Origin of the sequence: Streptomyces sp. NPDC051133, from assembly GCF_040682635.1 — a bacterium.
Classification (GTDB): domain Bacteria; phylum Actinomycetota; class Actinomycetes; order Streptomycetales; family Streptomycetaceae; genus Streptomyces.
Genome location: NZ_JBFBBK010000018.1, coordinates 42,096 through 61,512, shown reverse-complemented (window position 1 = coordinate 61,512; position 19,417 = coordinate 42,096). Strand labels below are relative to the sequence as shown.

General features: G+C 71.9%; 20 protein-coding genes, 1 tRNA gene and 1 riboswitch. Of the genes, 10 read left to right on the top strand and 11 right to left on the bottom strand.

Annotation, left to right across the window (positions count from 1 at the left end):
- The first annotated feature begins 4 nt into the window (after window positions 1-4).
- On the top strand, window positions 5-1,411 hold the full coding sequence (locus AB0N17_RS19915) for a PrsW family intramembrane metalloprotease (protein ID WP_366012684.1): 1,407 nt from the start codon (window positions 5-7) through the stop codon (window positions 1,409-1,411).
- A 39-nt stretch (window positions 1,412-1,450) separates the two neighbouring features.
- Here the strand turns inward: AB0N17_RS19915 and AB0N17_RS19910 are convergent, their stop codons facing one another.
- From AB0N17_RS19910 to AB0N17_RS19900, 3 genes are all read right to left on the bottom strand, one after another.
- A complete protein-coding gene (locus AB0N17_RS19910) occupies window positions 1,451-2,395 on the bottom strand; it encodes an aldo/keto reductase (RefSeq protein WP_366012683.1) in 945 nt (314 codons plus the stop codon).
- A gap of 70 nt (window positions 2,396-2,465) precedes the next feature.
- Complete coding sequence (locus AB0N17_RS19905; protein ID WP_366012682.1) at window positions 2,466-3,512, bottom strand: M23 family metallopeptidase; 1,047 nt, start codon at window positions 3,510-3,512, stop codon at window positions 2,466-2,468.
- 7 nt (window positions 3,513-3,519) lie between these two features.
- Window positions 3,520-3,689: riboswitch (cyclic di-AMP (ydaO/yuaA leader) on the bottom strand.
- Window positions 3,690-3,943: 254 nt separating this feature from the next.
- Window positions 3,944-5,125 carry a PP2C family protein-serine/threonine phosphatase gene (locus AB0N17_RS19900; protein ID WP_366012681.1) on the bottom strand — a complete coding sequence of 394 codons (1,182 nt, stop codon included), beginning with the start codon at window positions 5,123-5,125 and terminating at the stop codon, window positions 3,944-3,946.
- A 179-nt stretch (window positions 5,126-5,304) separates the two neighbouring features.
- Here AB0N17_RS19900 and AB0N17_RS19895 point away from each other — a divergent pair.
- A tRNA-Met gene (locus tag AB0N17_RS19895) sits at window positions 5,305-5,378 on the top strand.
- 82 nt (window positions 5,379-5,460) lie between these two features.
- On the opposite strand, the gene AB0N17_RS19890 is transcribed toward AB0N17_RS19895, so the two are convergent.
- Window positions 5,461-6,594: a dihydrofolate reductase family protein gene (locus AB0N17_RS19890; protein ID WP_366012680.1), complete on the bottom strand. Its 1,134-nt coding sequence runs from the start codon at window positions 6,592-6,594 to the stop codon at window positions 5,461-5,463.
- A gap of 69 nt (window positions 6,595-6,663) precedes the next feature.
- On the opposite strand from AB0N17_RS19890, the gene AB0N17_RS19885 reads away from it, so the two are divergent.
- Together AB0N17_RS19885 and ribA are read left to right on the top strand one after the other, a co-directional pair.
- Window positions 6,664-7,194, top strand: coding sequence for a MarR family transcriptional regulator (locus tag AB0N17_RS19885; protein WP_366012679.1), 531 nt, complete (start codon window positions 6,664-6,666; stop codon window positions 7,192-7,194).
- Window positions 7,195-7,338: 144 nt separating this feature from the next.
- On the top strand, window positions 7,339-7,965 hold the full coding sequence (ribA, locus tag AB0N17_RS19880) for a GTP cyclohydrolase II (RefSeq protein ID WP_366012678.1): 627 nt from the start codon (window positions 7,339-7,341) through the stop codon (window positions 7,963-7,965).
- A 53-nt stretch (window positions 7,966-8,018) separates the two neighbouring features.
- On the opposite strand, the gene AB0N17_RS19875 is transcribed toward ribA, so the two are convergent.
- Both AB0N17_RS19875 and AB0N17_RS19870 read right to left on the bottom strand, forming a co-directional pair.
- Entirely contained in the window at window positions 8,019-9,446 is a 1,428-nt protein-coding gene (locus tag AB0N17_RS19875; RefSeq protein ID WP_366012677.1) for a DHA2 family efflux MFS transporter permease subunit, read from the bottom strand.
- A 14-nt stretch (window positions 9,447-9,460) separates the two neighbouring features.
- Complete coding sequence (locus AB0N17_RS19870; RefSeq protein ID WP_366012676.1) at window positions 9,461-10,147, bottom strand: NAD(P)H-dependent oxidoreductase; 687 nt, start codon at window positions 10,145-10,147, stop codon at window positions 9,461-9,463.
- A gap of 129 nt (window positions 10,148-10,276) precedes the next feature.
- Between AB0N17_RS19870 and AB0N17_RS19865 the strand changes: the two genes are divergently transcribed.
- From AB0N17_RS19865 to AB0N17_RS19855, 3 genes are all read left to right on the top strand, one after another.
- Window positions 10,277-10,975, top strand: coding sequence for a TetR/AcrR family transcriptional regulator (locus AB0N17_RS19865; RefSeq protein ID WP_366012675.1), 699 nt, complete (start codon window positions 10,277-10,279; stop codon window positions 10,973-10,975).
- Window positions 10,976-11,077: 102 nt separating this feature from the next.
- Window positions 11,078-11,431, top strand: coding sequence for a hypothetical protein (locus AB0N17_RS19860; protein WP_366012674.1), 354 nt, complete (start codon window positions 11,078-11,080; stop codon window positions 11,429-11,431).
- Between the two features lie 28 nt (window positions 11,432-11,459).
- Window positions 11,460-11,636, top strand: coding sequence for a hypothetical protein (locus tag AB0N17_RS19855; protein ID WP_366012672.1), 177 nt, complete (start codon window positions 11,460-11,462; stop codon window positions 11,634-11,636).
- Window positions 11,637-11,736: 100 nt separating this feature from the next.
- On the opposite strand, the gene AB0N17_RS19850 is transcribed toward AB0N17_RS19855, so the two are convergent.
- Window positions 11,737-12,645, bottom strand: coding sequence for a hypothetical protein (locus tag AB0N17_RS19850; RefSeq protein WP_366012669.1), 909 nt, complete (start codon window positions 12,643-12,645; stop codon window positions 11,737-11,739).
- Window positions 12,646-12,889: 244 nt separating this feature from the next.
- On the opposite strand from AB0N17_RS19850, the gene AB0N17_RS19845 reads away from it, so the two are divergent.
- The 3 genes from AB0N17_RS19845 to AB0N17_RS19835 all read left to right on the top strand — a co-directional run bounded on the left by AB0N17_RS19845 (window position 12,890) and on the right by AB0N17_RS19835 (window position 14,541).
- Window positions 12,890-13,306 carry a hypothetical protein gene (locus AB0N17_RS19845; protein WP_366012668.1) on the top strand — a complete coding sequence of 139 codons (417 nt, stop codon included), beginning with the start codon at window positions 12,890-12,892 and terminating at the stop codon, window positions 13,304-13,306.
- Complete coding sequence (locus tag AB0N17_RS19840; RefSeq protein WP_366012667.1) at window positions 13,303-13,617, top strand: transcriptional regulator; 315 nt, start codon at window positions 13,303-13,305, stop codon at window positions 13,615-13,617. Before AB0N17_RS19845 ends, AB0N17_RS19840 begins: the two co-directional genes overlap by 4 nt.
- A 273-nt stretch (window positions 13,618-13,890) precedes the next feature.
- The gene (locus AB0N17_RS19835; protein ID WP_366012666.1) at window positions 13,891-14,541 is read left to right on the top strand and encodes a GPP34 family phosphoprotein; all 651 of its coding nucleotides are present in this window, start codon (window positions 13,891-13,893) and stop codon (window positions 14,539-14,541) included.
- Window positions 14,542-14,791: 250 nt separating this feature from the next.
- Here AB0N17_RS19835 and AB0N17_RS19830 read toward each other — a convergent pair whose 3' ends face one another.
- Genes AB0N17_RS19830 through AB0N17_RS19815 form a run of 4 tightly spaced genes read right to left on the bottom strand, consistent with a single transcriptional unit; the run spans window position 14,792 to window position 19,408 of the window.
- Window positions 14,792-15,835 (bottom strand): hypothetical protein, encoded by a 1,044-nt coding sequence (locus AB0N17_RS19830; protein ID WP_366012665.1) that lies wholly within the window; start codon window positions 15,833-15,835, stop codon window positions 14,792-14,794.
- A gap of 8 nt (window positions 15,836-15,843) precedes the next feature.
- Window positions 15,844-17,061, bottom strand: a complete 1,218-nt coding sequence (locus AB0N17_RS19825) for an ABC transporter permease (protein WP_366012664.1) — start codon at window positions 17,059-17,061, stop codon at window positions 15,844-15,846.
- The gene (locus AB0N17_RS19820; RefSeq protein WP_366012663.1) at window positions 17,058-17,783 is read right to left on the bottom strand and encodes an ABC transporter ATP-binding protein; all 726 of its coding nucleotides are present in this window, start codon (window positions 17,781-17,783) and stop codon (window positions 17,058-17,060) included. Before AB0N17_RS19820 ends, AB0N17_RS19825 begins: the two co-directional genes overlap by 4 nt.
- Before the next feature lie 23 nt (window positions 17,784-17,806).
- The gene (locus AB0N17_RS19815; protein ID WP_366012662.1) at window positions 17,807-19,408 is read right to left on the bottom strand and encodes a hypothetical protein; all 1,602 of its coding nucleotides are present in this window, start codon (window positions 19,406-19,408) and stop codon (window positions 17,807-17,809) included.
- Window positions 19,409-19,417 lie beyond the last annotated feature (9 nt).

Here is a 19,417-nt window from a genome sequence, read left to right as displayed (position 1 = left end):
TGCCGTGGCCACCAGTCCTCCGTATCCGACGTATCCCCCGGGCCCCGAGGGCCTCGTCCTGCGCCACCCGCACTGGTGGCAGCGCACCTGGGTACGGTACGGCGCGCTGATCACCCTGCTGGCGCTGTCCGGGCTGGTGATCCTCGCGCTGGTGCGGCGGCAGACCGGCACCGAGGGGTTCCTCGTCGGGCTGGGGCTGGCCGTGCTGCCCGTGCCCTGGCTGATCAGCGCGTTCCGGTGGCTGGACCGGGTGGCCCCGGGCCCCTGGCGGAACCTGGTCTTCGCCTTCGCCTGGGGGGCGTGCGCGGCAGCGCTGATCGCCATCGTGGCCAACAGCTTCGCCACGAAGTGGATAGCCACCGCCACCGCCGACCCGGCGAGCGCCGACACCCTGGGCGCCACCGTGATAGCGCCGATCGTCGAGGAGTCCGCGAAGGCCGCGGCCGTGCTGCTGGTCTTCCTCTTCCGCAGACGGGACTTCACCGGGCTCGTGGACGGGGTGGTGATAGCGGGGATCACCGCCACCGGCTTCGCGTTCACCGAGAACATCCTCTATCTCGGCACGGCCTTCGGGACCGACCAGCTCACCGGCGGTCGCGGCATCGCCTCCGTCACCGCCGCGACCTTCTTCGTGCGCATCGTGATGTCCCCGTTCGCGCACCCCCTGTTCACCGTGTTCACCGGCATCGGCTTCGGCATCGCCGCGCTGTCCGCGGAGCGCCAGCACGTCCGGCGGGTGCTGCTGCCGCTGTGCGGGCTGCTGCTCGCCATGAGCATGCACGCCACCTGGAACGGCTCCTCCACCTTCGGCGAGTTCGGTTTCTTCGCCATCTACGGCGCCTTCATGGTGCCCGCGTTCGGCCTGCTGACCTGGCTGACGATCTGGACGCGCCAGCGCGAGCTGCGGACGGTGCGGGAGGAGCTGCCGGCGTACGTGCCGGCGGGGTGGCTGGGGCCGGCCGAGCCGTTCGCGCTCGGCTCGATGCGGGCGCGGCGGATGGCCCGGGACTACGCCCGCCACCACCTCGGGCGCCCGGCGGCACGGGAGGTGGCGCGGTACGAGGCCCACGCCACCTCGCTGGCGCTCCTGCGGCGGCGGGGGCGGGAGGGCAAGGCCGGCGCCGACTTCGTCGTACGCGAGCGCGAGCTGCTGGACGAGCTGTGGAAGCGCAAGGACGTCTCCGGCCCCGCACTGGAGTACGCGGCGAGGACTGCTGCTCCGGTACGGATGCCTGCGGCGCCCTGGCCGCCTTACGGGTACCCGGCCCACGGAACCGCGGGGTACGGGACCCCGGGGTACGGGACCGCGGCGTACGGGACCGCGGCGTACGGGACGCCGGGGTACGGGTATCCGACGGTGCCGTACCCCGCGTGTCCCTCGTACCCCGCGTACAACCCGTACCAGCCGTAGCCGCCCGGCCGCCGTCCGGTGAGGGGCGGCGGCGGGGGATCAGGAAGAGGCCCGGGTCAGGCGGGTCAGCTCCTCGTCCGTCAGCTTCAGGTCGGCCACCTCCAGCAGTGCCGGGAGCTGGTCCACCGTGCGGGCCGAGGCGATGGGGGCCGTGATCGTCGGCTGGGCGGCCAGCCAGGCGAGGGCGACCGTGGCGACCTGGGCCCCGTGGGCGGCCGCGATCTCGTCCAGGGCCGTGAGGACCTGCCGGCCGCGCTCGGACTGCAGGTGCTTGGCCGCTCCCTCGGCGCGGGCGCTGTCGACCGTCGTACCCGGCCGGTACTTGCCGGTCAGGAAGCCCGAGGCGAGCGAGAAGTACGGCACCGCGGACAGGCCCTCCTTCGCGGCCAGGTCCTGCAGCGGGCCCTCGTAGGTGTCGCGGGAGACCAGGTTGTAGTGGGGCTGGAGCGCGACGTACCGGGCCAGGCCCTCGCGGTCGGAGAAGTCCAGGGAGGCCCTCAGGCGGTCGGCGCTGATGTTGGAGGCGGCGATGTGCCGGACCTTGCCCGCCTTCACCAGCTCGTCCAGGGCGCCGATGATCTCCTCGACCGGCACCTCGGGCTTGTCGAAGTGGGTGTAGTAGAGGTCGATGTGGTCGGTGTCCAGGCGGCGCAGGGAGGCGTCGGCGGCCGCCTTGATGTTGGCGGCGGACAGGCCCTGGTACTCGGGGTGCTGGCTGACCTTGGTGGCGATGACCACGTCGTCGCGGTTGCCGCGGGCCTTGACCCACTTGCCGATGATCGTCTCGGACTCGCCGCCCTTGTTGCCCTCGATCCAGGCGGAGTAGGAGTCGGCCGTGTCGATGAAGTTGCCGCCGGCGGCCGCGTAGGCGTCCAGGACGGCGAAGGAGGTCTCCTCGTCCGCGGTCCAGCCGAAGACGTTGCCGCCGAGGGAGAGCGGGAAGACCTCGAGGTCGGAGGAGCCGAGTGTGCGCAGAGAAGTCATGCTCAATGTCAACGCCGGCGGCGGATGATCGCATTCCGCCGCCGGCGCCGTGTTCACACGAACGACACGCTCAGGGGGTGAGGCCCTTCGACCGCAGCCAGGGCGCCGGGTCGACGGCGGTGGCCTGGCCGTTCGGGTGCACCTCCAGGTGCAGGTGCGGGCCGGTGACGTTGCCGGTGGCACCGACGCGGCCGATGACGTCGCCGGTGGAGACCTTCTGGCCGACCGAGACGTTGATCGAGGACTGGTGGCAGAACCACAGCTCGGTGCCGTCGTCCAGGGTGAGGACGGTGCGGTAGCCGTAGGCACCGGCCCATCCGGCCTGGGTGACCGTGCCGCTGTGGATCGCCTTGATGAGGGTGCCGGTGGGAGCGGCGAAGTCCAGGCCGGTGTGGTAGCCGGAGGACCACATGGAGCCGGGCTGCCCGAACGTTCCGGTGAGCGTGTACGAGACGACCGGCAGCGTGTACTGCTTGGCCAGCTCGGCCAGCCGCTCGGCCTCGGCGGCCTTCTTGGCGTCGGCCTCCGCCTTCTGCTGGGCGGCGGCGGCCTTGGCGGCGGCGTCCTTCTCCGCCTTGGCGGCGGCGTCGGCGGTCTGCTTCTCGGAAGCGGCGAGCGCGGCGGCGGTGGCCTTGCTGTCGGCCTTGCTCTGCTGCTGCTCGGCCTGGGCCATGATCCGGTTGCGCAGGGCCTCGCCGGCACCGGTGCTGCTGTCGCTGTCGGCGGTGGTGCCGACGTTGCTGAGCGCGGTGGCGGTGGCCTGGTGCGTGTCGGAGCCGGAGGAGTCGTCGCCGAAGAAGTGGTCGACGGAGGACGGCAGGTCCGGCAGGTCCGGCAGGGATATGGAGACCGGCGGCTTGCCGGTGTTGGCGCTGGCCATGCCGCCCGCGCCGACCGCGGCCATCACGCCGACGCCGAGGACGGTGGAGCTGCGCGCGAAGCCGCCGCGCTGCTTGGCGACGCGGTGCCGGCCGCGGACCGGGGCGACGGAGTCCTCGGTCGGGTTCCACTCCTCCCAGGGGCCCTCGTCGGCGCGGTAGGCGCCGTAACCGAACGTTTCGGACTCGCGCTGCGCAGGCACGAACGGGGCTTCTGGGGCAGGCCGGTTGGACGCCACGCGGGCGTGCTCCTTTCCTTCCGCCGCCTACCGGGTTAGCTGACGGGTTCGGAGCAGGAAGGTCTCCTACGCGCGTATACCGGTCGTGGACTCAAAGCAGTTCACGGCGGTGTCCGCGTGATTCACCCCAAGGTGGTGGTTCCCCGGTTCCCTTGCGGGATTCGGCGCGTGCGCACGGAGCCGCCTCTTGTGACGGCTGGGACGACCGCGCTGCGTTATCGAACGTTAATAGACCCGCCAGGCACTTTCCAAGCCGTTCGGCTTGATCATTAAGGTTTCCGGTCGCGGACTTTCCGGACAGGAAGCCTGCAAAACGGGCGAGTTGGCCACGCTTCAGGAGTCTCAGTGTTTTTGATGGTGACTCAGATGTTATGCGCACGGCGGTCGGGCGGTCACAGGCCGTGACTTCCGCCCAGGGACCGTCACCCCGCTCAGGGCCGCCGCACGGCGAGCAGCGCCATGTCGTCCGCCATTCCGCCGCCGGAGTGCCGCCGCGCCTCGGTGGCGAGCCGGTCGAGCAGCGCGCCCGGGTCGGCGAAGGGGCGTCCGTCGAGCCGCCGTTCCAGGTCGTAGAACCGGCCGTGGCCGTCCCGGGCCTCGGAGAGGCCGTCGGTGTGCAGCAGCAGCGTGGCCCCGCTCGGAAAGCCCGCCTGGAGGGACCGGTCGGGCCACCGGCCGAGGTCGGCCATGCCCAGCGGCAGCGCGGGCTCGTGCGTGGTCAGGGCGCGCACGGTGCCGTCGGCGTAGAGCAGCAGCGGAGGTGGATGGCCGCGGTTGACGAGCCGTACGACCCCGTCGCCGTGCGGGAGTTCGGCGAGGACGGCGGTGGTGAACCCCTCGAAGGCGTCGATGCCGGCCCGCCGGGTGCCCTCCCGGGCCAGCGCCCGCTCCAGCCGCTCGGCCACCTCCTCCAGGGTGGCCGCGTGCTCGGCCGCCTCCCGGAACGCCCCGATCACCACGGCGACCGCGGCGACCGCGCCGATGCCCTTGCCGCGTACGTCCCCGACGACCAGCCGGACGCCGTACGGGCTGTCCTGCACCGCGTACAGGTCCCCGCCGATGGACGCGTCCCGCCGCGCCGCCTCGTAGCGGGCGGCGATCTCGAAGCCGCCGATCCGCGCCGCGGGCTCCGGCAGTACGGCCCGCTGGGCGGCCTCGGCGACCTCCCGGGCGGAGGCGAGCCGCCGGTCGCCGAGCCGGACCACCCGGTTGATGGCGAGGGCGAGCAGGGCGACCGTGGCGATGGTGACCGCGTCGGTGACGGCGGCGACGGCGGGGTGGGTGCCGGGGCCTGCGTGCACCGCGAAGCCGGCGGCGAGGGCCGTGAGGCCGGTGAGCACGGTGGTGCGCAGCGACGACAGGGGTGCGGCGATCAGCGGGGCGGCGGAGAAGAACGGGACGGCGGTGAACTCCTCCGGGGTGAGCAGGCCGTACAGGACGCCCGCCGCGATCAGCAGGGCGGGCAGGGCGCGGGCCGGGACGCGAGGGTCGAGGCGGCGTGGGCGGGGCAGAGGCGGGGGCTCGTCGCCGAGGCCCGGGTCGGACAGGGGGTCGCCGGGCAGCCGGCCGCCGGCCCTGGTGCACGTGTTCTCCTCCACCTCTCCAGGGCGCACCGTTTGTCTCCCACGTGTCCGACGTACGTCCAGATTTGCGGGCGGCACGGCGCGCGGCGAGCGCTGTGGGCCGACCGGATGATCCCGCCGTACGGCCCCGCCGACAGGCCGCACGACAGGCCCGCCGGCCACGGATGTGCGTTCCGACCTGCGGATGGGGTACTCTTGAGACACAACGACGCGGGGTGGAGCAGCTCGGTAGCTCGCTGGGCTCATAACCCAGAGGTCGCAGGTTCAAATCCTGTCCCCGCTACTGAAGGCTCAGGGCCGGAAACCATCACTGGTTTCCGGCCCTGAGTGTTTGTGCCGCCCCCCGCAGGGGCGGCACGGTGCCGTCAGCCCGGCAGATGCGCGTTCGGTGCCTTGGCGAGTCCCTCCAGCTCCGGCAGGACGATCACCTGCGCGCCCGCGCCGGCCAGCACCCCCGTCCCGTCGGCCGCCGCGACGAACGTGTCCGGCTCCCGCCAGGCCGTGACCACCCGGCGCACGCCCGCACGCAGGATCAGCTCGGCGCAGGGCGCGGGGCGCGAGGCGCGGCGGGCGCAGGGCTCCAGGCTGCTGTAGACGGTGGCGCCGGGCAGGCGCGGGTCGGCCGGGTCCAGCTTGGCCAGGGCGGCCTCCTCCGCGTGCACCACGGGGTCGGCTCCCTCCCGGGAGTGGCCGCGGGCCAGCTCCTTGCCGTCGGCGGCGACCACGACCGCGCCCACGCTGAACGCGGTCCGCGAGGGCGGGCAGAGCGCGGCGAGCTCGCAGGCGGTGCGCAGCCACCGGCGGTCGGCGGCGGTGGGCGCGGAGCCGGTGCCGGGGGCGGTGGGCTCGTAGCGCATGAGCACGACGTCCTCGATGCGGCGGGTCTCCGTCAGGCGCAGCCGGCCGCCCTGGTACGCCCCGGGGCCGAACAGGCGCGGGGCCGCCGGGTCACCGACGAGGAGCGGGGCGAGGACCAGCTGGAGTTCGTCGGCGAGGCCCTCCTGGAGGAGCTGGGTGTGGACCTGTCCGCCGCCCTCGACCATCAGGCGCTCGACCCCGCACGCCTCGTGCAGATGTTCGAGCAGGGTCCGCCAGTCGAGTCCGGGGCCGAGCGGGACGACGTCGGCGGTGCCGCCGAGGAGACGGGAGGCCCGTTCGGCGCCCTGGTCGGTGGTGTAGACGACCTTCTCGCCGCCGGTGTGCCAGAAGTTCGCGGCCGGGTCGAGGTCGCCGGAGGCGGTGACGGTGACCTTGAGCGGGTACTCCGGCCTGCCCGCCGCGGTGCGGGCCGCGCGGCGCTCGGCGGAGTTGACCAGCAGGCGCGGGTTGTCGGCGCGAATGGTGCCGGCGCCGACCAGGATGGCGTCGACGGAGGCCCGTACCGCGTCGACCCGGTCGAAGTCCGCCGGACTGGAGAGCAGCAGGCGCTCCGGGCCGGTGTCGTCCAGGTAGCCGTCGAGGGAGACGGCGGCGGACAGCAGGACGTACGGGTACGGCATCGGCGCACTCCTCGCGGGCCCGGCACCGGGGCCCTTGGTTCAAGTTTGAAACAAACTTACACTGGCTGCATGACGACCCGCTGGCTCACCCCCGACGAGCAGCGCGCCTGGCGCGCCTACCTGGCCGCCGCCCGGTTGCTGGACGACGCGATCGACCGGAACCTCCAGCAGGCGGCCGGCATGCCCCACCTGTTCTACTCGGTGCTCGCCAACCTCTCCGAGGCGGCCGGCCAGCGGCTGCGCATGACCGATCTCGCCGAGACGCTGAAGATCACGCGCAGCAGGCTGACGTACGCGGTGACCCGGCTGGAGCGGGACGGGCTCGTGCGCCGCGAGGACTGCCCCACGGACAAGCGCAGCAGCCTCGCCGTGCTCACGGACGAGGGGATGGCGGTGCTGGAGCGTACGGCGCCCGGGCATGTCGAAACGGTACGCGCCACCCTCTTCGACCGGCTCACCCCGGAGCAGGTGGGGCAGCTGGCGGAGATCTGCGCGGGGATCGCTCGCGGGTTGCAGGACGAGGACGAAGGCCCCTCGGCGGGCGACGTCCCCTGGCGGCGCCGCTCGTCCTGTTCGGGGCCGCCGCCGGAGTGTTCCTGAGTCACTCCACTCCGGGAAGCCTCGGGAAGCCCCGGGAAGCCTCGGGAAGCCCGGAAAACGATTGTTTCAATTTTTAAGCATGCGGTAGGGTCCCTGCGAACCTCTGCTTCAAACCTGAAGCAACAGCCCTCCGGAGGGAACCGCATGCCCGACACCCCCGCCGCCACCCCGCGCGCTCGCGTCCGGGTACCGCTGCGCTTCCACGACGGCTACGGCGTCGACGCCGATCTCGTCACCTTCCACGGCCTCGCCGACGGCCGGGAGCACATCGCCGTCGTCCTCGGCGACCCCGGCCCGGTCCCCCTGGTCCGTCTGCACTCCGAGTGCCTGACCGGCGACGTCTTCGGCTCGGCGCGCTGCGACTGCGGACCCCAGCTGCGCGAGGCGGTCGAGCGCATCGCCGAGCGCGGCGGCATCCTGCTCTACCTCCGCCAGGAGGGCCGCGGCATCGGCCTCTACAACAAGCTCGACGCCTACGCCCTCCAGGACCAGGGCCTCGACACCTACGAGGCGAACGCCGCGCTCGGCCTCCCGGAGGACGCCCGCGACTACACGGCCGCCGCGCAGATGCTCGCCGCCCTCGGCATCGGCGAGCTGGACCTGCTCTCGAACAATCCCGACAAGGCCGAGCAGTTGCGCTCCCTGGGCGTCGTCGTCCGGGACCGGGTACCGACCGGCGTCTTCACCACGGACCACAACGTCCGCTACCTCCGCGCGAAGGTCCTGCAGACCCAGCACACCCTGCCGCTGGCCGAGCTGAACGCGGGCTGAGGAGGCGGCAGGCGACTGGGCCGGGGCCGGGAGAGGCAGGCCGGCGGGGCCGGTCACCCCGCCCGCCGGCCCGGGAGGCGGAGCGCCGGGAGGGCGGACAGGGCCAGGAGGGTCGCCGCCACCGTGTAGGTGAGGCGGAAGCCGTGCGGGTGCTGGCCCACCGAGGCCAGCAGCACCGACAGCGTCGCGGTTCCCACCGAGGCCGCCAGCTGGGAGTTGATGCTCAGCGCGGTGCTCGCGCCGGGCAGCCGGTCCCTGGGCAGGTCCCGGGTGGCGGTGGTCATCGTCGGCATCAGCACCATGCCGATACCGGCGCCCATCACCATGGCCGAGGTGACGATCCGCCAGGGCGCTACCCCGGGGACACCGGTCTGCCACGCCAGCAGCGCCATCCCGAGGGCGGCCAGGCCGGCACCGGCCGGGATCAGCCGCCGCGGTGCGACCCGGTCGATCCACCGCGCCGCGAACTGCATCGCCGTACCGACGACGAGACCGGTCGGGGCGCCCAGCAGGCCGGCCGCCGTCGCGCTCAGGCCCCGCTCCTGCTGCCAGTACAGCGGGCCGAGCAGCATCGACCCGAAGTAGCCGCAGGTGAACAGGGCTAGCGTGCCGATTCCGGCCGCGAAGGTGCGGTCACGCAGGAGCCGCAGGTCCAGGAGCGGTTCGCGGACGGTCAGCGCCCGGCGTACGAAGGCGGCCGTCAGGGCGGCTCCGGCGAGGACGGGCAGAAGGGCGCCGGGGGCGGTGAAGTCCCCGCGTTCGCCGCCCCGGGCCAGGCCGTAGAGCAGCAGGGCGAGTCCCGGCGAGAGCATCAGCAGGCCGGGGACGTCCAGGCGGGCGGTGCGCCGCGTCCCGGGGCCCGGTGCGTCGTACGGCAGCAGACGGGCCGTGAGCGCCAGGGCGAGCAGGCCCACGGGCAGGTTGACCAGGAAGATCCAGTGCCAGGAGGCGGCGTCGACCAGCCAGCCGCCCAGCACCGGGCCGACGACCGGCCCGACCAGGACGGGCAGCCCGCCCACGGCCATCGCCCGGCCGAGCCGGCGCCGGTCGGCCGTGCGCATCACCATCGTCATGCCCACCGGCTGCAGCAGCCCGCCGCCCAGCCCCTGCACCGCGCGGAAGGCGATGAGACTGGTGGCGTCCCAGGCGCAGGCGGCGAGCAGGGAGCCGAGCGTGAAGAGCACGAGGGCGGTCGCGTAGGTGCGCTTGGCGCCGATCCGGGCCATCGCCCAGGCCGCGACCGGGATGACGGCGGCGAGCGCGAGCGTGTAGGCGGTCGCGGTCCACTGGACGGTCGCCAGCGGGGCGTCGAACGACGTCGAGAGCGCGCGCATCGCGACGTTGACGATGGTCATGTCGAGCACCGCCATCACCGAGCCGATCACGGTGACGGCGAGCGTGCGCCGCAGAACGGTGGCGGAGGCCGGCGCCGCCGGCGCCCGCTCACCGGCCAGGGTCTCGACGGGGCGTGTGTCGCTCATGTCCCCCCGCCCCCTCAGCCCGCGTACGGACGCTCGGCCCGGGCGGCACGCAATGTCCGCCCCCACCAGGTGAGTTGGCCGAGCATGCCCTTGGCGGCGCCGGCGCAGATCTCGCTGTCGCGCGGCACGCCGTCCTCGCCGAGCCCGGACCAGGGCCCGTGCAGGCTGACCGAGTCCCGCACGGTCACCGCGTGCAGCTCGGCGAAGACCAGCCGGAGCTGTTCGACCGCGCGCAGACCGCCGCCGAGACCGCCGTACGAGACGAAGCCGACCGGCTTGGCCTGCCACTGGGCGTGGTGCCAGTCGATGACGTTCTTCAGGGAGGCCGGGAAGCTGTGGTTGTACTCGGGCGTGACGACCACGAACGCGTCGGCGGCGGCGAGCCGCGGCGACAGGTCCCGCAGGACGGCGGCGGTCTCGGGCTCCGGGGCGCCGCCCCAGCCGGGCAGCACCAGCGGCAGCGGCACGTCGGCGAGGTCGACGAGGTCGAGGTCGAGCCCCGGGTCGCCGTCGGCGGTGCGGACGAACCAGTCGGCGACGGCACGTCCCTGCCGGCCCTCCCGGACGCTGCCGACGAGGACGGCGACACGGAGCGGCGCCTCCTGCGCCTCCTGCGCCTCACGTGCTTCGCGGGCCTCGGGCGCTTTACCGGTCTCGTGCGCTTCACCGGTCTCGTGCGCTTCGTTGCTGACGACAGGCATGGATATCCCCCAGCTCATGTGGGCCGGCCGCTCGGTGCGGCCGCCTCCCCAGCAAAGTACAACGGTCGTTGTTAAAATTACAACGCCCGTTGTAACTCGGGTAGAGTGACCGGTCGAAGGAGGGTGACTGTGGGCGAGACGAACGAGTCCCGGCTGGAGCGGGCGCAGAGCGAGGTGTCACCGCGCAAGCTGCAGAAGCAGATGGCCATCGCGGGCGCGGCCTGCACGGTGTTCGGCCGCGAGGGCTACGCCCGCGCCTCGGTCGACGCGCTCGCGGCGGAGGCCGGCGTCTCCACACGCACGCTGTACAACCACTTCCCCGGCGGCAAGGCCCAGCTCTTCCAGACGGTGGTCACCTGGACGTCGAGCGACGTGCGCGACGCCCAACTGGCGCGGCTGCACGCGGTCCTGGACCCCGAGCGTCCGCCGCGCCCCGGCGACCTGGAGCGCGACCTGGTCGCCCTGGCCCGCGGGTTCGTCGGTCTGATGACCGAGTACCCGAACCACTTCGCCCTCGTCCGCCACATCAACGCCGAGGCCGACCACGTGCCCCCGGAAGTCCTCGCGGCCTGGCACGCGGCGGGCCCGGAACCCGTCGGCCGCGCCCTCGCCGACGCGATGGCCCACCTCGCGGAGGCCGGCCTCCTCACCCTGCACGACGACGCCCGCCTGGCAGCCGGCCACTTCCAGGCCCTGACGTCCCACACGATCGTCCAGTCCACCCACTACGGCGTCCTCCCCCTGCCCGCGGAGGAGACCGACCGGTTGATCAAGGCCGGGGTGGGGGCGTTCCTGCGGGCTTACGGGGCGATTGTGGGAAGTTCCTGAATTGGCGGCCATATTTCGGCCATTGCATACCGGGGTGTAACGGGGCGGCGCCGAAGTGACGCAGAAGCAAGAGAAATACGTCAGCGTCAGATCGGATTTCTCGTGAGCAACATCGACCCGGTTTCCGGATACCCGGCCCACGACCAGCAGCCAGGGCCCGCGCGGCCTCGGGACCACCAGGCCACCGCACGGAGAACAGCCCTGACCATCTGCACGATCGCCGACGTCGCGGCCGGGCTGCTGGGCCTGTGGATCGTGCTCTACCTGCTCGACGCCAATCGGGGGAACGCCTTCGTGCAGTTCGTGCACGGAATGGCGGACTGGCTGTCCGGATGGGCACAGGACATTTTCGTGATGGACACAGAAGGCCTACGCGTCGCCCTCAATTACGGCCTGCCCGCCGTTTTGTATTTGCTGATCGGCCACGGGATCGCGCTCCGGATCAACCGGGCCTGAAGATCGAAGGACCGGAACGGTGACACGTATGCCCATCCGAAACGACGAAGCGCCGATCTACGAGGACTTGGTCCGCGAACGCGGTGACGCGGTGGCGGAGGCCCGGACGGCGGCGGAACGCACGCAGTACCAGGCGGCCCAACTGCTGCCGGGACACGACCGGGTCCGGCCCGACCAGGGAACCGGCCAGGGCGCCGGGTGGTGAAGCGGGCCGGCCGGCGGGCGTGACGCTCAGGTCACCCCGCCGGCCGGCCAGGTAGATCAGTTCAATTCAGTTCAGTCAGGTCAGGTCAGGTCAGGTCAGGTCAGCCGAGGCAGAGCACCAGCAGGCAGACCTGGGTCGGTGACGTCGCCGCCGGGCCGGAGTGGGCCCCGGACGTGCCGGTGGTGTTCGACGTGCCCGACGAGTTCGACGCGCCTGACGTGTTCGACGTGTTCGAGCCCGTGCCGCCGGTGGATGCGGCGGGCGCCGGCTGCGCCGCCGTACTCGTCTGGACGGGGGCCGTCCCGGTCGAGGAGTGCGCCGGGGCCTGCGCCTGCGTCTGCGGGGTCGAGATCGTCACCTGGCGCGGAGGCGCCGCGGAGTCCGGCCGGGTGCCCTGCGGCGCGGCGTGCGCGGCGGTCGCGGCGGACTGCTGGTGCGGGGCGGCGGCCGGCGACTGCGCCTGGGGCGCGGCGTGGCCCGTCCGGCGACCGGTGGACGGCGTCGACGCGGGAGCCTGCGAGGCCGGCACCGCCGCCGGCTCCCCCGACTGCTCCTGGGTGTCGCCCACCCTCCTGTTGTCCGGCGCGGTGGCCGCCTGTGCCCGGTCGCCGGAGTGCCGGTCCATGGTGGCGATGGTGAGACCGCCTCCGACGAGCGCGACGGCCGTCGCCACCACGGCCCGGCGCTGCGTCTTCTTCCAGCGGGCCAACTGGCGCCGCCGTGCCGCCCGTCCCGGCCGCGTGCGCACACCCTCCACCTCGGCGGCGGGGCCCTCGCTCACGTCGGCCGCGGGTGCCGTGCCGTCGGCGGGCGGACCGCCGAGCCACATGCCGGAGGCCGTCGGCGGCTCGACGGCCGGAACGCCCGGCGCGGCCATGACGGCCGTGGCGGTCGTCGCGGTCCTTGCGGTCGTGGTGCCGGGCGGGGCGATGTCCGGGGCGTAGGCGCCGCACCCGGGACACACCAGGGCGCCGTTGAGATGTCGCCGGCACGAGGAGCAGTAGTCCATCTGCGGTCTTCCTGGGTTGACTGCGCCGTCGGCCCACCTTGACCACGGCCTGGTCACGCTCGCACGGGGGATCGAGCGACCAGTCACGGTAACGAGCCTTTCGAAAGGCTGTGTGGAGCCCGTGTGGCACTCGTGCGGAGGTTTGCCCGCCGCCGGAACGCCGAGAAATACTTGCCGCATTGGAAAGTAGATGCCACAGTGGCAATTATCCATGTGGCGTGGTGCGCTCGTGCAGGAGGAGCCGATGACCGAGGACCGATCCATGCAGGCCGAGGAAGCCCTCGCCCGCGTCCGGAAGCTGGACGCCGCCGTGCGACGCGAGTCGCGCTGGGGCGTTCGCCATCTGGCGCTCTACGCGGTGGCCGGCTTCGTGTTCACCTTCGTCGTCGGCATGCTGGACGGCCCGGCCATCGCCGTGGCCTCCGTGGTGTGGGCGGCCTTCACGGTCGGCATCTCGCTGTGGGCCGCCCGCCAGAAGGTGCACCGGGAGGGTTACGGCCGCCGCCAGCGGGTGGTGATCGCCGTCTGGGGAGCCGTCTACGCGGTCGTCATCTGCCTGGGCAGCGAACAGCACGACGCGAACCCGCTGTGGTGGCTGCTCGGCGCGGTCGCGACCGCCGCCCCGGCCGCGGTCGGGGCCGTCGTGGAGAGCCGGGCATGAGCCACCCCCGCCATCAGCTGAACGACGTCATCCACGCGCCGGTGCGGTTCTCGATCATGGCCACCCTGGCGTCGTGCGACAAGGCGGAGTTCGCCTTCGTCCGCGAAACCGTCGAAGTCAGCGACTCCACGCTGTCGAAGCAGGTCAGCCAGCTCGAGGCCGCCGGCTACGTGGAGGTCACCAAGGGCTACGTGGGCAAGCGGCCCAGGACCTGGCTGTCGATCAGCGAGGAGGGGCGAGCCGCCTTCGCGGAGCACTGCGCCGCCCTGCGCGCCATCGCCGCGAACACGCTGGGCGAGGCGCTGCCATGAACGACCTCGCGGTCATCGGCGGCTCGGCCGCGGTCCTCCTCGGTGTCGCCCTGTGGGCGTTCCGCTGGGACCAGGGCGAGGCCCGCTGACGTCTCCGCGAACGGCAGGCGTTCTACCTTCAGCCCGGCCTCGCCGCCTACGCGTGCCAGCTGCTCGAAGCATGCCGGCTGGGATGACCGGGACCGCCTCGCCGTCCCCTCCCCCCCCCGTAACTCTTCCACCCCGCACAACGATCACGAACGATCACGAACGATCACGACGGAGGGAAACGCCTTGACCTCGCTTCCTGAGGACCTTCTGCTGCTGGCACTCGACGACGAGACCGGTTCCGCCCGCTCCGGCCCGCTCGACCTCGGCCTCGCGGGCGCCCAACTCGCCGAACTCGCTCTCGGCGGCCACCTGGTGCTGCGCGACGGCAGGCTGCACGCGCCGGCCGGCGGCCGCACCGGCGACCCGCTGCTCGACGCGGCGCTCACCGAGCTCGCGCGGGGGCCGGTCAAGCCCTCCGCATGGCTGTCGTCCCGGCGCAAGGGCATGGTGGCCACCTACGGAACGCGCCTGGCCGAGGCCGGGCTGGTGACCCATCAGAAGAGCAAGACCCTCGGGGTCCTCACCACGCACCGGTATCCCGCGGCCGACACCTCGGTGAAGGCCGAGGTCCGGGCGCGGCTCGACGCGGTCGCCACCCGGCGGGCCGAGCCCGACCCGCGCACGGCGACGCTGGGCGCCCTGGTCCACGCGGCGGGACTCGCCCGCCGGCTCTACGGCGGCCGCGACGGCGCGGACGCCCGTAAGACCCTGCGGGCGCTCGCGGAAGGCGACTGGGCGTCGCAGGCGGTCTCCCGGGAGGTCGCCAAGGCCACCGCGGCGATCAGCGCGTCCGTGGCGGCGGCTGCCGCGATCTCCGCGGCCGCCGGCTCCTGACCGGTCGCCCGCCTTCCCGTCGGGCCCGCAGCCGGCCCACCCGCGGAAAACACCACGGCGCCCGAGCCGACCGAAGCCGACCCGGGCGCCGCGCAGCAGGTCAGAGGGGGTGAACCCACCCCCGCGTCCGTAGGCCCTGTGGGCTGGGTGGGTCCGGTCGCTGTGTCGGTGTCCGGGACCACCTGGTCAGGGCAGGTGTTGCCCCGTGCTCAGTCACCGGACGACGCGCGGAGGCCCCTTTCGCACAGGCTCAGAAGCTCGTCAGCGTCCCCGGCAGACTGAACGTCCGGGACGTCCCCTTGTTCAGGTCCACTACGGCCGCGGTGTCGTCCGAAACCATCACCCAGCCATCCCGCGTGTGCCTCAGCAGGGACGAGCTGTCCATGCCTTTGACCGTCACACGCCGCAGTTCACGCCCGCTTCTCCGGTCCAAATCGATGAGATCGCTGTCCTCCCCGAAGTTCACCGCGATCACGACGGTGTTCTTCGACGCCTGCAAGGCATCCACCCGTCCGCCGACTGCGCTGACCACCGTTGTCCCGCCTGCGTTCTTCAAGGTCAATTTCACCGTGGCTTCCTGGCGGTTGCGGGTGGGGGTACCGGCCAGGACGGGGGTGCCCCCTGGACATGCAAGTTGCTGCACCTGCACGCCGCCGGCCTCCCCGGCCTGCCTGGTCCTGCCGGTGGTGAGGTCGAGCACACTCGCCTTCACGTCGGACCCCTGTCCGGTAGCCAGGCACACCGAGTCACTGGACGGATCGGACGCCGCCAGCGTGACCGGCCCCGGAACCTGCACGTCCCGGACCTTCTTCCACGTCTTCGCATCGCGTACCAGCACACCGGTGGTTTTGCTGCCCGCCGTGGCAGCATCCTTATCGCTTCCGGAGGAGTCATGAAGGGTCGCGACCAGGCTCTTGCCCGGCACGAGTTCACTCAGCCGCTCCGTGGCGTTCTTCTCATCCAGGGCGTGCCGGGCGGTGTTCAGCGTGAAAAGCCGGTCTGGACGCCCCTCTTCGCGGTGCGTCGACAGCAACCACGTCCCGTCGGCCAACTGCACGAGCTGAGGAGCCAGCGCGTCATCGTCGCCATCCTTCTGCGGCACAACAGCCAGCGCCTGCGCGTGGTGAGCCTCGGGATTGATGCCGACCACCACAGTGTGCCCGGACACGCTCGCAGTCACAAAGGTCTGCGATCCCTTCCAGTCCGTCCCCAACTCCACACCGCTGGGACCGGAACAGGAGGTCAACAGAGCAGCGGACACCGCGAGCGCGGCGTACGACGTCTTGCGCCGCATAACTGGGATCACCAGTCCTTCATGGCTTCGGTGGGGGACATGCGAGCGGCACGACGAGCCGGGAGCACGGCGCCGGCAGCTACGACGACAACGGTCGCCATCGCCAGAGAGATCAGCGTCAGCGTCCCCGGAAGCGGTACCGTGTCGCGCACGTACGGGGCGATGTCACCGATACGCCGAAGACCAGCAGCCGCCGCACTGGACGCGCCCACCGCCAGCACGATGCCGGCTGCCGCCGCCACCACCCCGGCGATCGCCATCTCCGCCACGAGCATCCCCATCACCGAGCGGCTACGGAAGCCGATCGCCTTGAGGATCCCCACTTCCTGGGCCCGCTGCCGCCCCAGCGCACCCGTCACCGTGACGGCCCCTACGAAGGCGAGCACGCCCAGAATGCCGAGCAGTACCTTCCCGGTCAGGCTGACCAACTGCAGCACACCGGGAAGAGCCTGAAGCTGCTGCTGCAGGGAGTTGGCCGGGTAGTTCATCCTCTGCACGGCCTTGAGCACGCCCGGTACATGGGCGGCACTGTCAGCCACCACCGTCAGCTGATCCCAGCCTGAGGTGCGCAGGTAGTCGTCGGTCGTCTTGCCGGCCGCAGCCGCCGCCCACTTCACCACGGTCGCGTCGTCCGCATACGCGGTGTCCGGGCCGTCGAACTGCCAACTGGGGTCGTACAGGCCCACCACCTTCACCCGGTCGCTCACCGTGTCCCCCACGCCGGGCCGCACATATCGGTGCGCGTCCACTGTCACCGTCCTGCCCACCATCGAAGACAGGTTCACCCCATGCGTGGAGGCGGGAAAGACCACCTCTCCGCGGTGCAGCGGAAACAGCTGCTTGCGCACCGACTTGACCACGGGGGGTGCCAGCGCCTTGCGATAGGTCGTCGCATACAACAGGTCGGCCCCCTCGGGGTTGTCCCGTACCGGCATGGACACCTGAAGCCTGTGCTGGACCGACTCGACGTGAGCGATCTTCGCCAGGCGCTTCTCCGTCGCGTCCGTCAGTTGAGCGGTGTCGGGACGTCCCTCCGGGGAGTCCACCGTGACCGACCGGTTCGCCGTCGACTCCCCGACCTGGCTGGTCGTCGTACCCTGCGCGTTCGAGGCGATCCCGATCGCGCTCAAACACACCGCGCCGGTGACCGCGACCATCGCCACCAGACCCAGCAGCCGCCTGCGCAGCGCTCGCACGTTCCACCACGCCACCTGAAGCAGGCTCACAGCTCACCCTCCCGCTTGACCCGGGTGCGTGCCCGGGAGCGGCCGTTCGTCCCGTCCTGTACCGAAAGATCCGCGCCCCCGCCCAGCCGGTGCACGACGTCGGCCGCATCCGCGACCGCCTGATTGTGCGTGACGACCAGCACCGCCCGCCCGCCGTCCGCCAACTCCCGGAACAGGCCCAGCAACACGGCCTCGCTCTCGGTGTCCAGGTTTCCGGTGGGTTCGTCGGCCAGCAGCAGCGGGGGATCGTTCACCAGCGCTCGGGCCAGCGCCACGCGCTGCTGTTCGCCCCCGGACAGCTCGCTGGGCCGGTGCTCGCACCGGTCTGCCAGCCCCACGCGCTCCAGCAGACCGCGTGCCCGGGCCTCTGCCTCCCGGCGCCTGCCGGTGAACGGAAGCAGGACATTGCGCAGGGCGCTGTGCTGTGGCAGCAGGTTGTAGGACTGAAAGACGAACCCCAGACGCCGGCGCCGCAGGTCGGCGAGTGCGCTGTCCGACAGACCACTGGTGTCGCGGCCCTCCAGCTCCACCCGGCCCGTGTCGGGTTTCGTCAGCAGCCCGAGAATGTGCATGAGGGTGGATTTGCCCGATCCGGAGTGTCCGACGAGCGCGGTGACGCATCCCGGCGCGACAGCGAGATCGATGTCTTTGAGGACGTCGACCCGCTGGCCGCGCAATGCATAGGACTTACCTATCCCACTCGCTGTCAGCAGTGTGCTCACGGGGGTTCTGCTCACTTTCTGTCTCAGGATCCCTGCGCGGGCAGAGTTCCCAGCTTCCGATCCAGTGCCTTGTCCAGCTCCCATACCGCCCATGTCGTCTTGAGGTCGCAGCCCGGCTCGTCATCGGGGCGGTACAGGCCGGGAAGCCCCGGACAGCCCCGGTGCGCCCTGAACCGACTGGCAAGGTGACTCACCATGGATTCGTCGGCATGGCCGCCGAGCAGCAGGTAGGCGCGCACGATCAGCGCACGGTCGTAGACGCTTGCGCGGGGCCCCGGGTCGGCTGCCCATCGCTTGAGCACGTCCGCGGTCAGCCATCCAGGTGTCCGGTCCTCCTGGCCGGTCTGGTGCAGGCCGACCACCAGCGTGGCAGCCGCCTGCGCGCCTTCCAGATCGTCAACGCTCCAGCGCGTGACGGAGGGGACCGGTATCGGTATGCCGGACTCCGCGCAGTCCCATGCCGCACGCTGCCAGGCCACCACGTTGCCTGCGGTGACCATGGCCGGCACCGTCGAAGGATCCTGGCAGAGCGCGGCCTCCTGACGGGAAAGCGGCTCACCGCCGGCGCTGTGCTTGAGGGCGGCCAGGTTCAGCCGCGCGGCGCCGTCGCGGGGCGCGTCCTGGGCATTGGCCTGCTCCTCGACCGCAGACAGGAGACGTTTGTCCCGCACCGGCCATCCGGCCAGGCTCCGCAGTCGCTGCACGAACAACGACGCGTCGGGCGTGCCCAGGTAGGAGGACGGGTCACGCACCGTTCCGTCCTGCATGCGCTCCTGCTCGAGACGGCGGGTGACCGCCGAGAACGCCCCCTTGGAACTGCCGGCGGCGCGCAGGATGTGCACCAGGCTATAGAGCTGGTCGTAGTCGAGGCTTCCGACGTTGTGCGACAGGGCCTGCTGCCATGTCTCCCGGTCCACATGCGGCTTTTTGCCAGCCGACTCCTGGAGCAGGACGTAGTTGTATGTGTCTTCCAGCAGAGCGGCGCGTTCCTTGTCCGGCCGCTCGGTGAACCGGCTCGTGTCCGGAGCCGCCAGCGACGTCAGGGAGCCGGGCACGGGCTTGCCGAGCAGATGCAGGCACCGTGCCAGGGCCGCGGCCTCGTCCAGTCGCGGTCTGCCGTCCGCCAGCCTGCCCAGCCAGCCGGCGGTGGCCGCCTTGTCGGCGGCGGGAAGCTTCGTGAGAGTTCCGGTGGCCGCCTCCACCTCCAGCGCCGCCCATGTGGCACCGAGGCGTCCTTCGTCGCTCTTCCCTCCGAGCGCGGGATCTTCGTACCATCCCCTGCCGGTTCGCAGTTTCTCCACGTCATGGGTGTCACGGCGTCCCAGCACCGCGGACACTCCGGCCTCGCGCAGCGGGAGGAGCCAGTACCTCCCCCACAGTGCGGACGTCTTGAGCGCATCCGAGCGCAGCGCTGCGGCCGTCGTGGCTCCCACCGTGACCTTCGGCTTCGCACCGGTCTCTGCCAGGATGCGCAGCGCGTAGGACTGAGCTTCGGCGCTGCCGCGCTCCTCCCTCAGGAAGGGGTGGTAGTACAGGCCGTTGACCTGGCTGACGAGGCTCTGGAAGTAGGCTGGTTCCCTGCCTACACGGTGGCTGCCCTGCGAGGTGCAGGACACGGCCGGCATCAGGACGCA

What these genes read in the sequence shown, in the direction of transcription:
- AB0N17_RS19855 (WP_366012672.1), top strand. Translation starts at nt 11,460, where the DNA reads ATGCCCATCCGAAACGACGAAGCGCCGATCTACGAGGACTTGGTCCGC.
- AB0N17_RS19815 (WP_366012662.1), bottom strand. Translation starts at nt 19,408, where the DNA reads ATGCCGGCCGTGTCCTGCACCTCGCAGGGCAGCCACCGTGTAGGCAGG.
- AB0N17_RS19890 (WP_366012680.1), bottom strand. Translation starts at nt 6,594, where the DNA reads ATGCCGTACCCGTACGTCCTGCTGTCCGCCGCCGTCTCCCTCGACGGC.
- AB0N17_RS19875 (WP_366012677.1), bottom strand. Translation starts at nt 9,446, where the DNA reads ATGAGCGACACACGCCCCGTCGAGACCCTGGCCGGTGAGCGGGCGCCG.
- AB0N17_RS19830 (WP_366012665.1), bottom strand. Translation starts at nt 15,835, where the DNA reads ATGCGGCGCAAGACGTCGTACGCCGCGCTCGCGGTGTCCGCTGCTCTG.
- AB0N17_RS19840 (WP_366012667.1), top strand. Translation starts at nt 13,303, where the DNA reads ATGAGCCACCCCCGCCATCAGCTGAACGACGTCATCCACGCGCCGGTG.
- ribA (WP_366012678.1), top strand. Translation starts at nt 7,339, where the DNA reads ATGCCCGACACCCCCGCCGCCACCCCGCGCGCTCGCGTCCGGGTACCG.
- AB0N17_RS19885 (WP_366012679.1), top strand. Translation starts at nt 6,664, where the DNA reads ATGACGACCCGCTGGCTCACCCCCGACGAGCAGCGCGCCTGGCGCGCC.
- AB0N17_RS19845 (WP_366012668.1), top strand. Translation starts at nt 12,890, where the DNA reads ATGACCGAGGACCGATCCATGCAGGCCGAGGAAGCCCTCGCCCGCGTC.
- AB0N17_RS19910 (WP_366012683.1), bottom strand. Translation starts at nt 2,395, where the DNA reads ATGACTTCTCTGCGCACACTCGGCTCCTCCGACCTCGAGGTCTTCCCG.
- AB0N17_RS19870 (WP_366012676.1), bottom strand. Translation starts at nt 10,147, where the DNA reads ATGCCTGTCGTCAGCAACGAAGCGCACGAGACCGGTGAAGCGCACGAG.
- AB0N17_RS19850 (WP_366012669.1), bottom strand. Translation starts at nt 12,645, where the DNA reads ATGGACTACTGCTCCTCGTGCCGGCGACATCTCAACGGCGCCCTGGTG.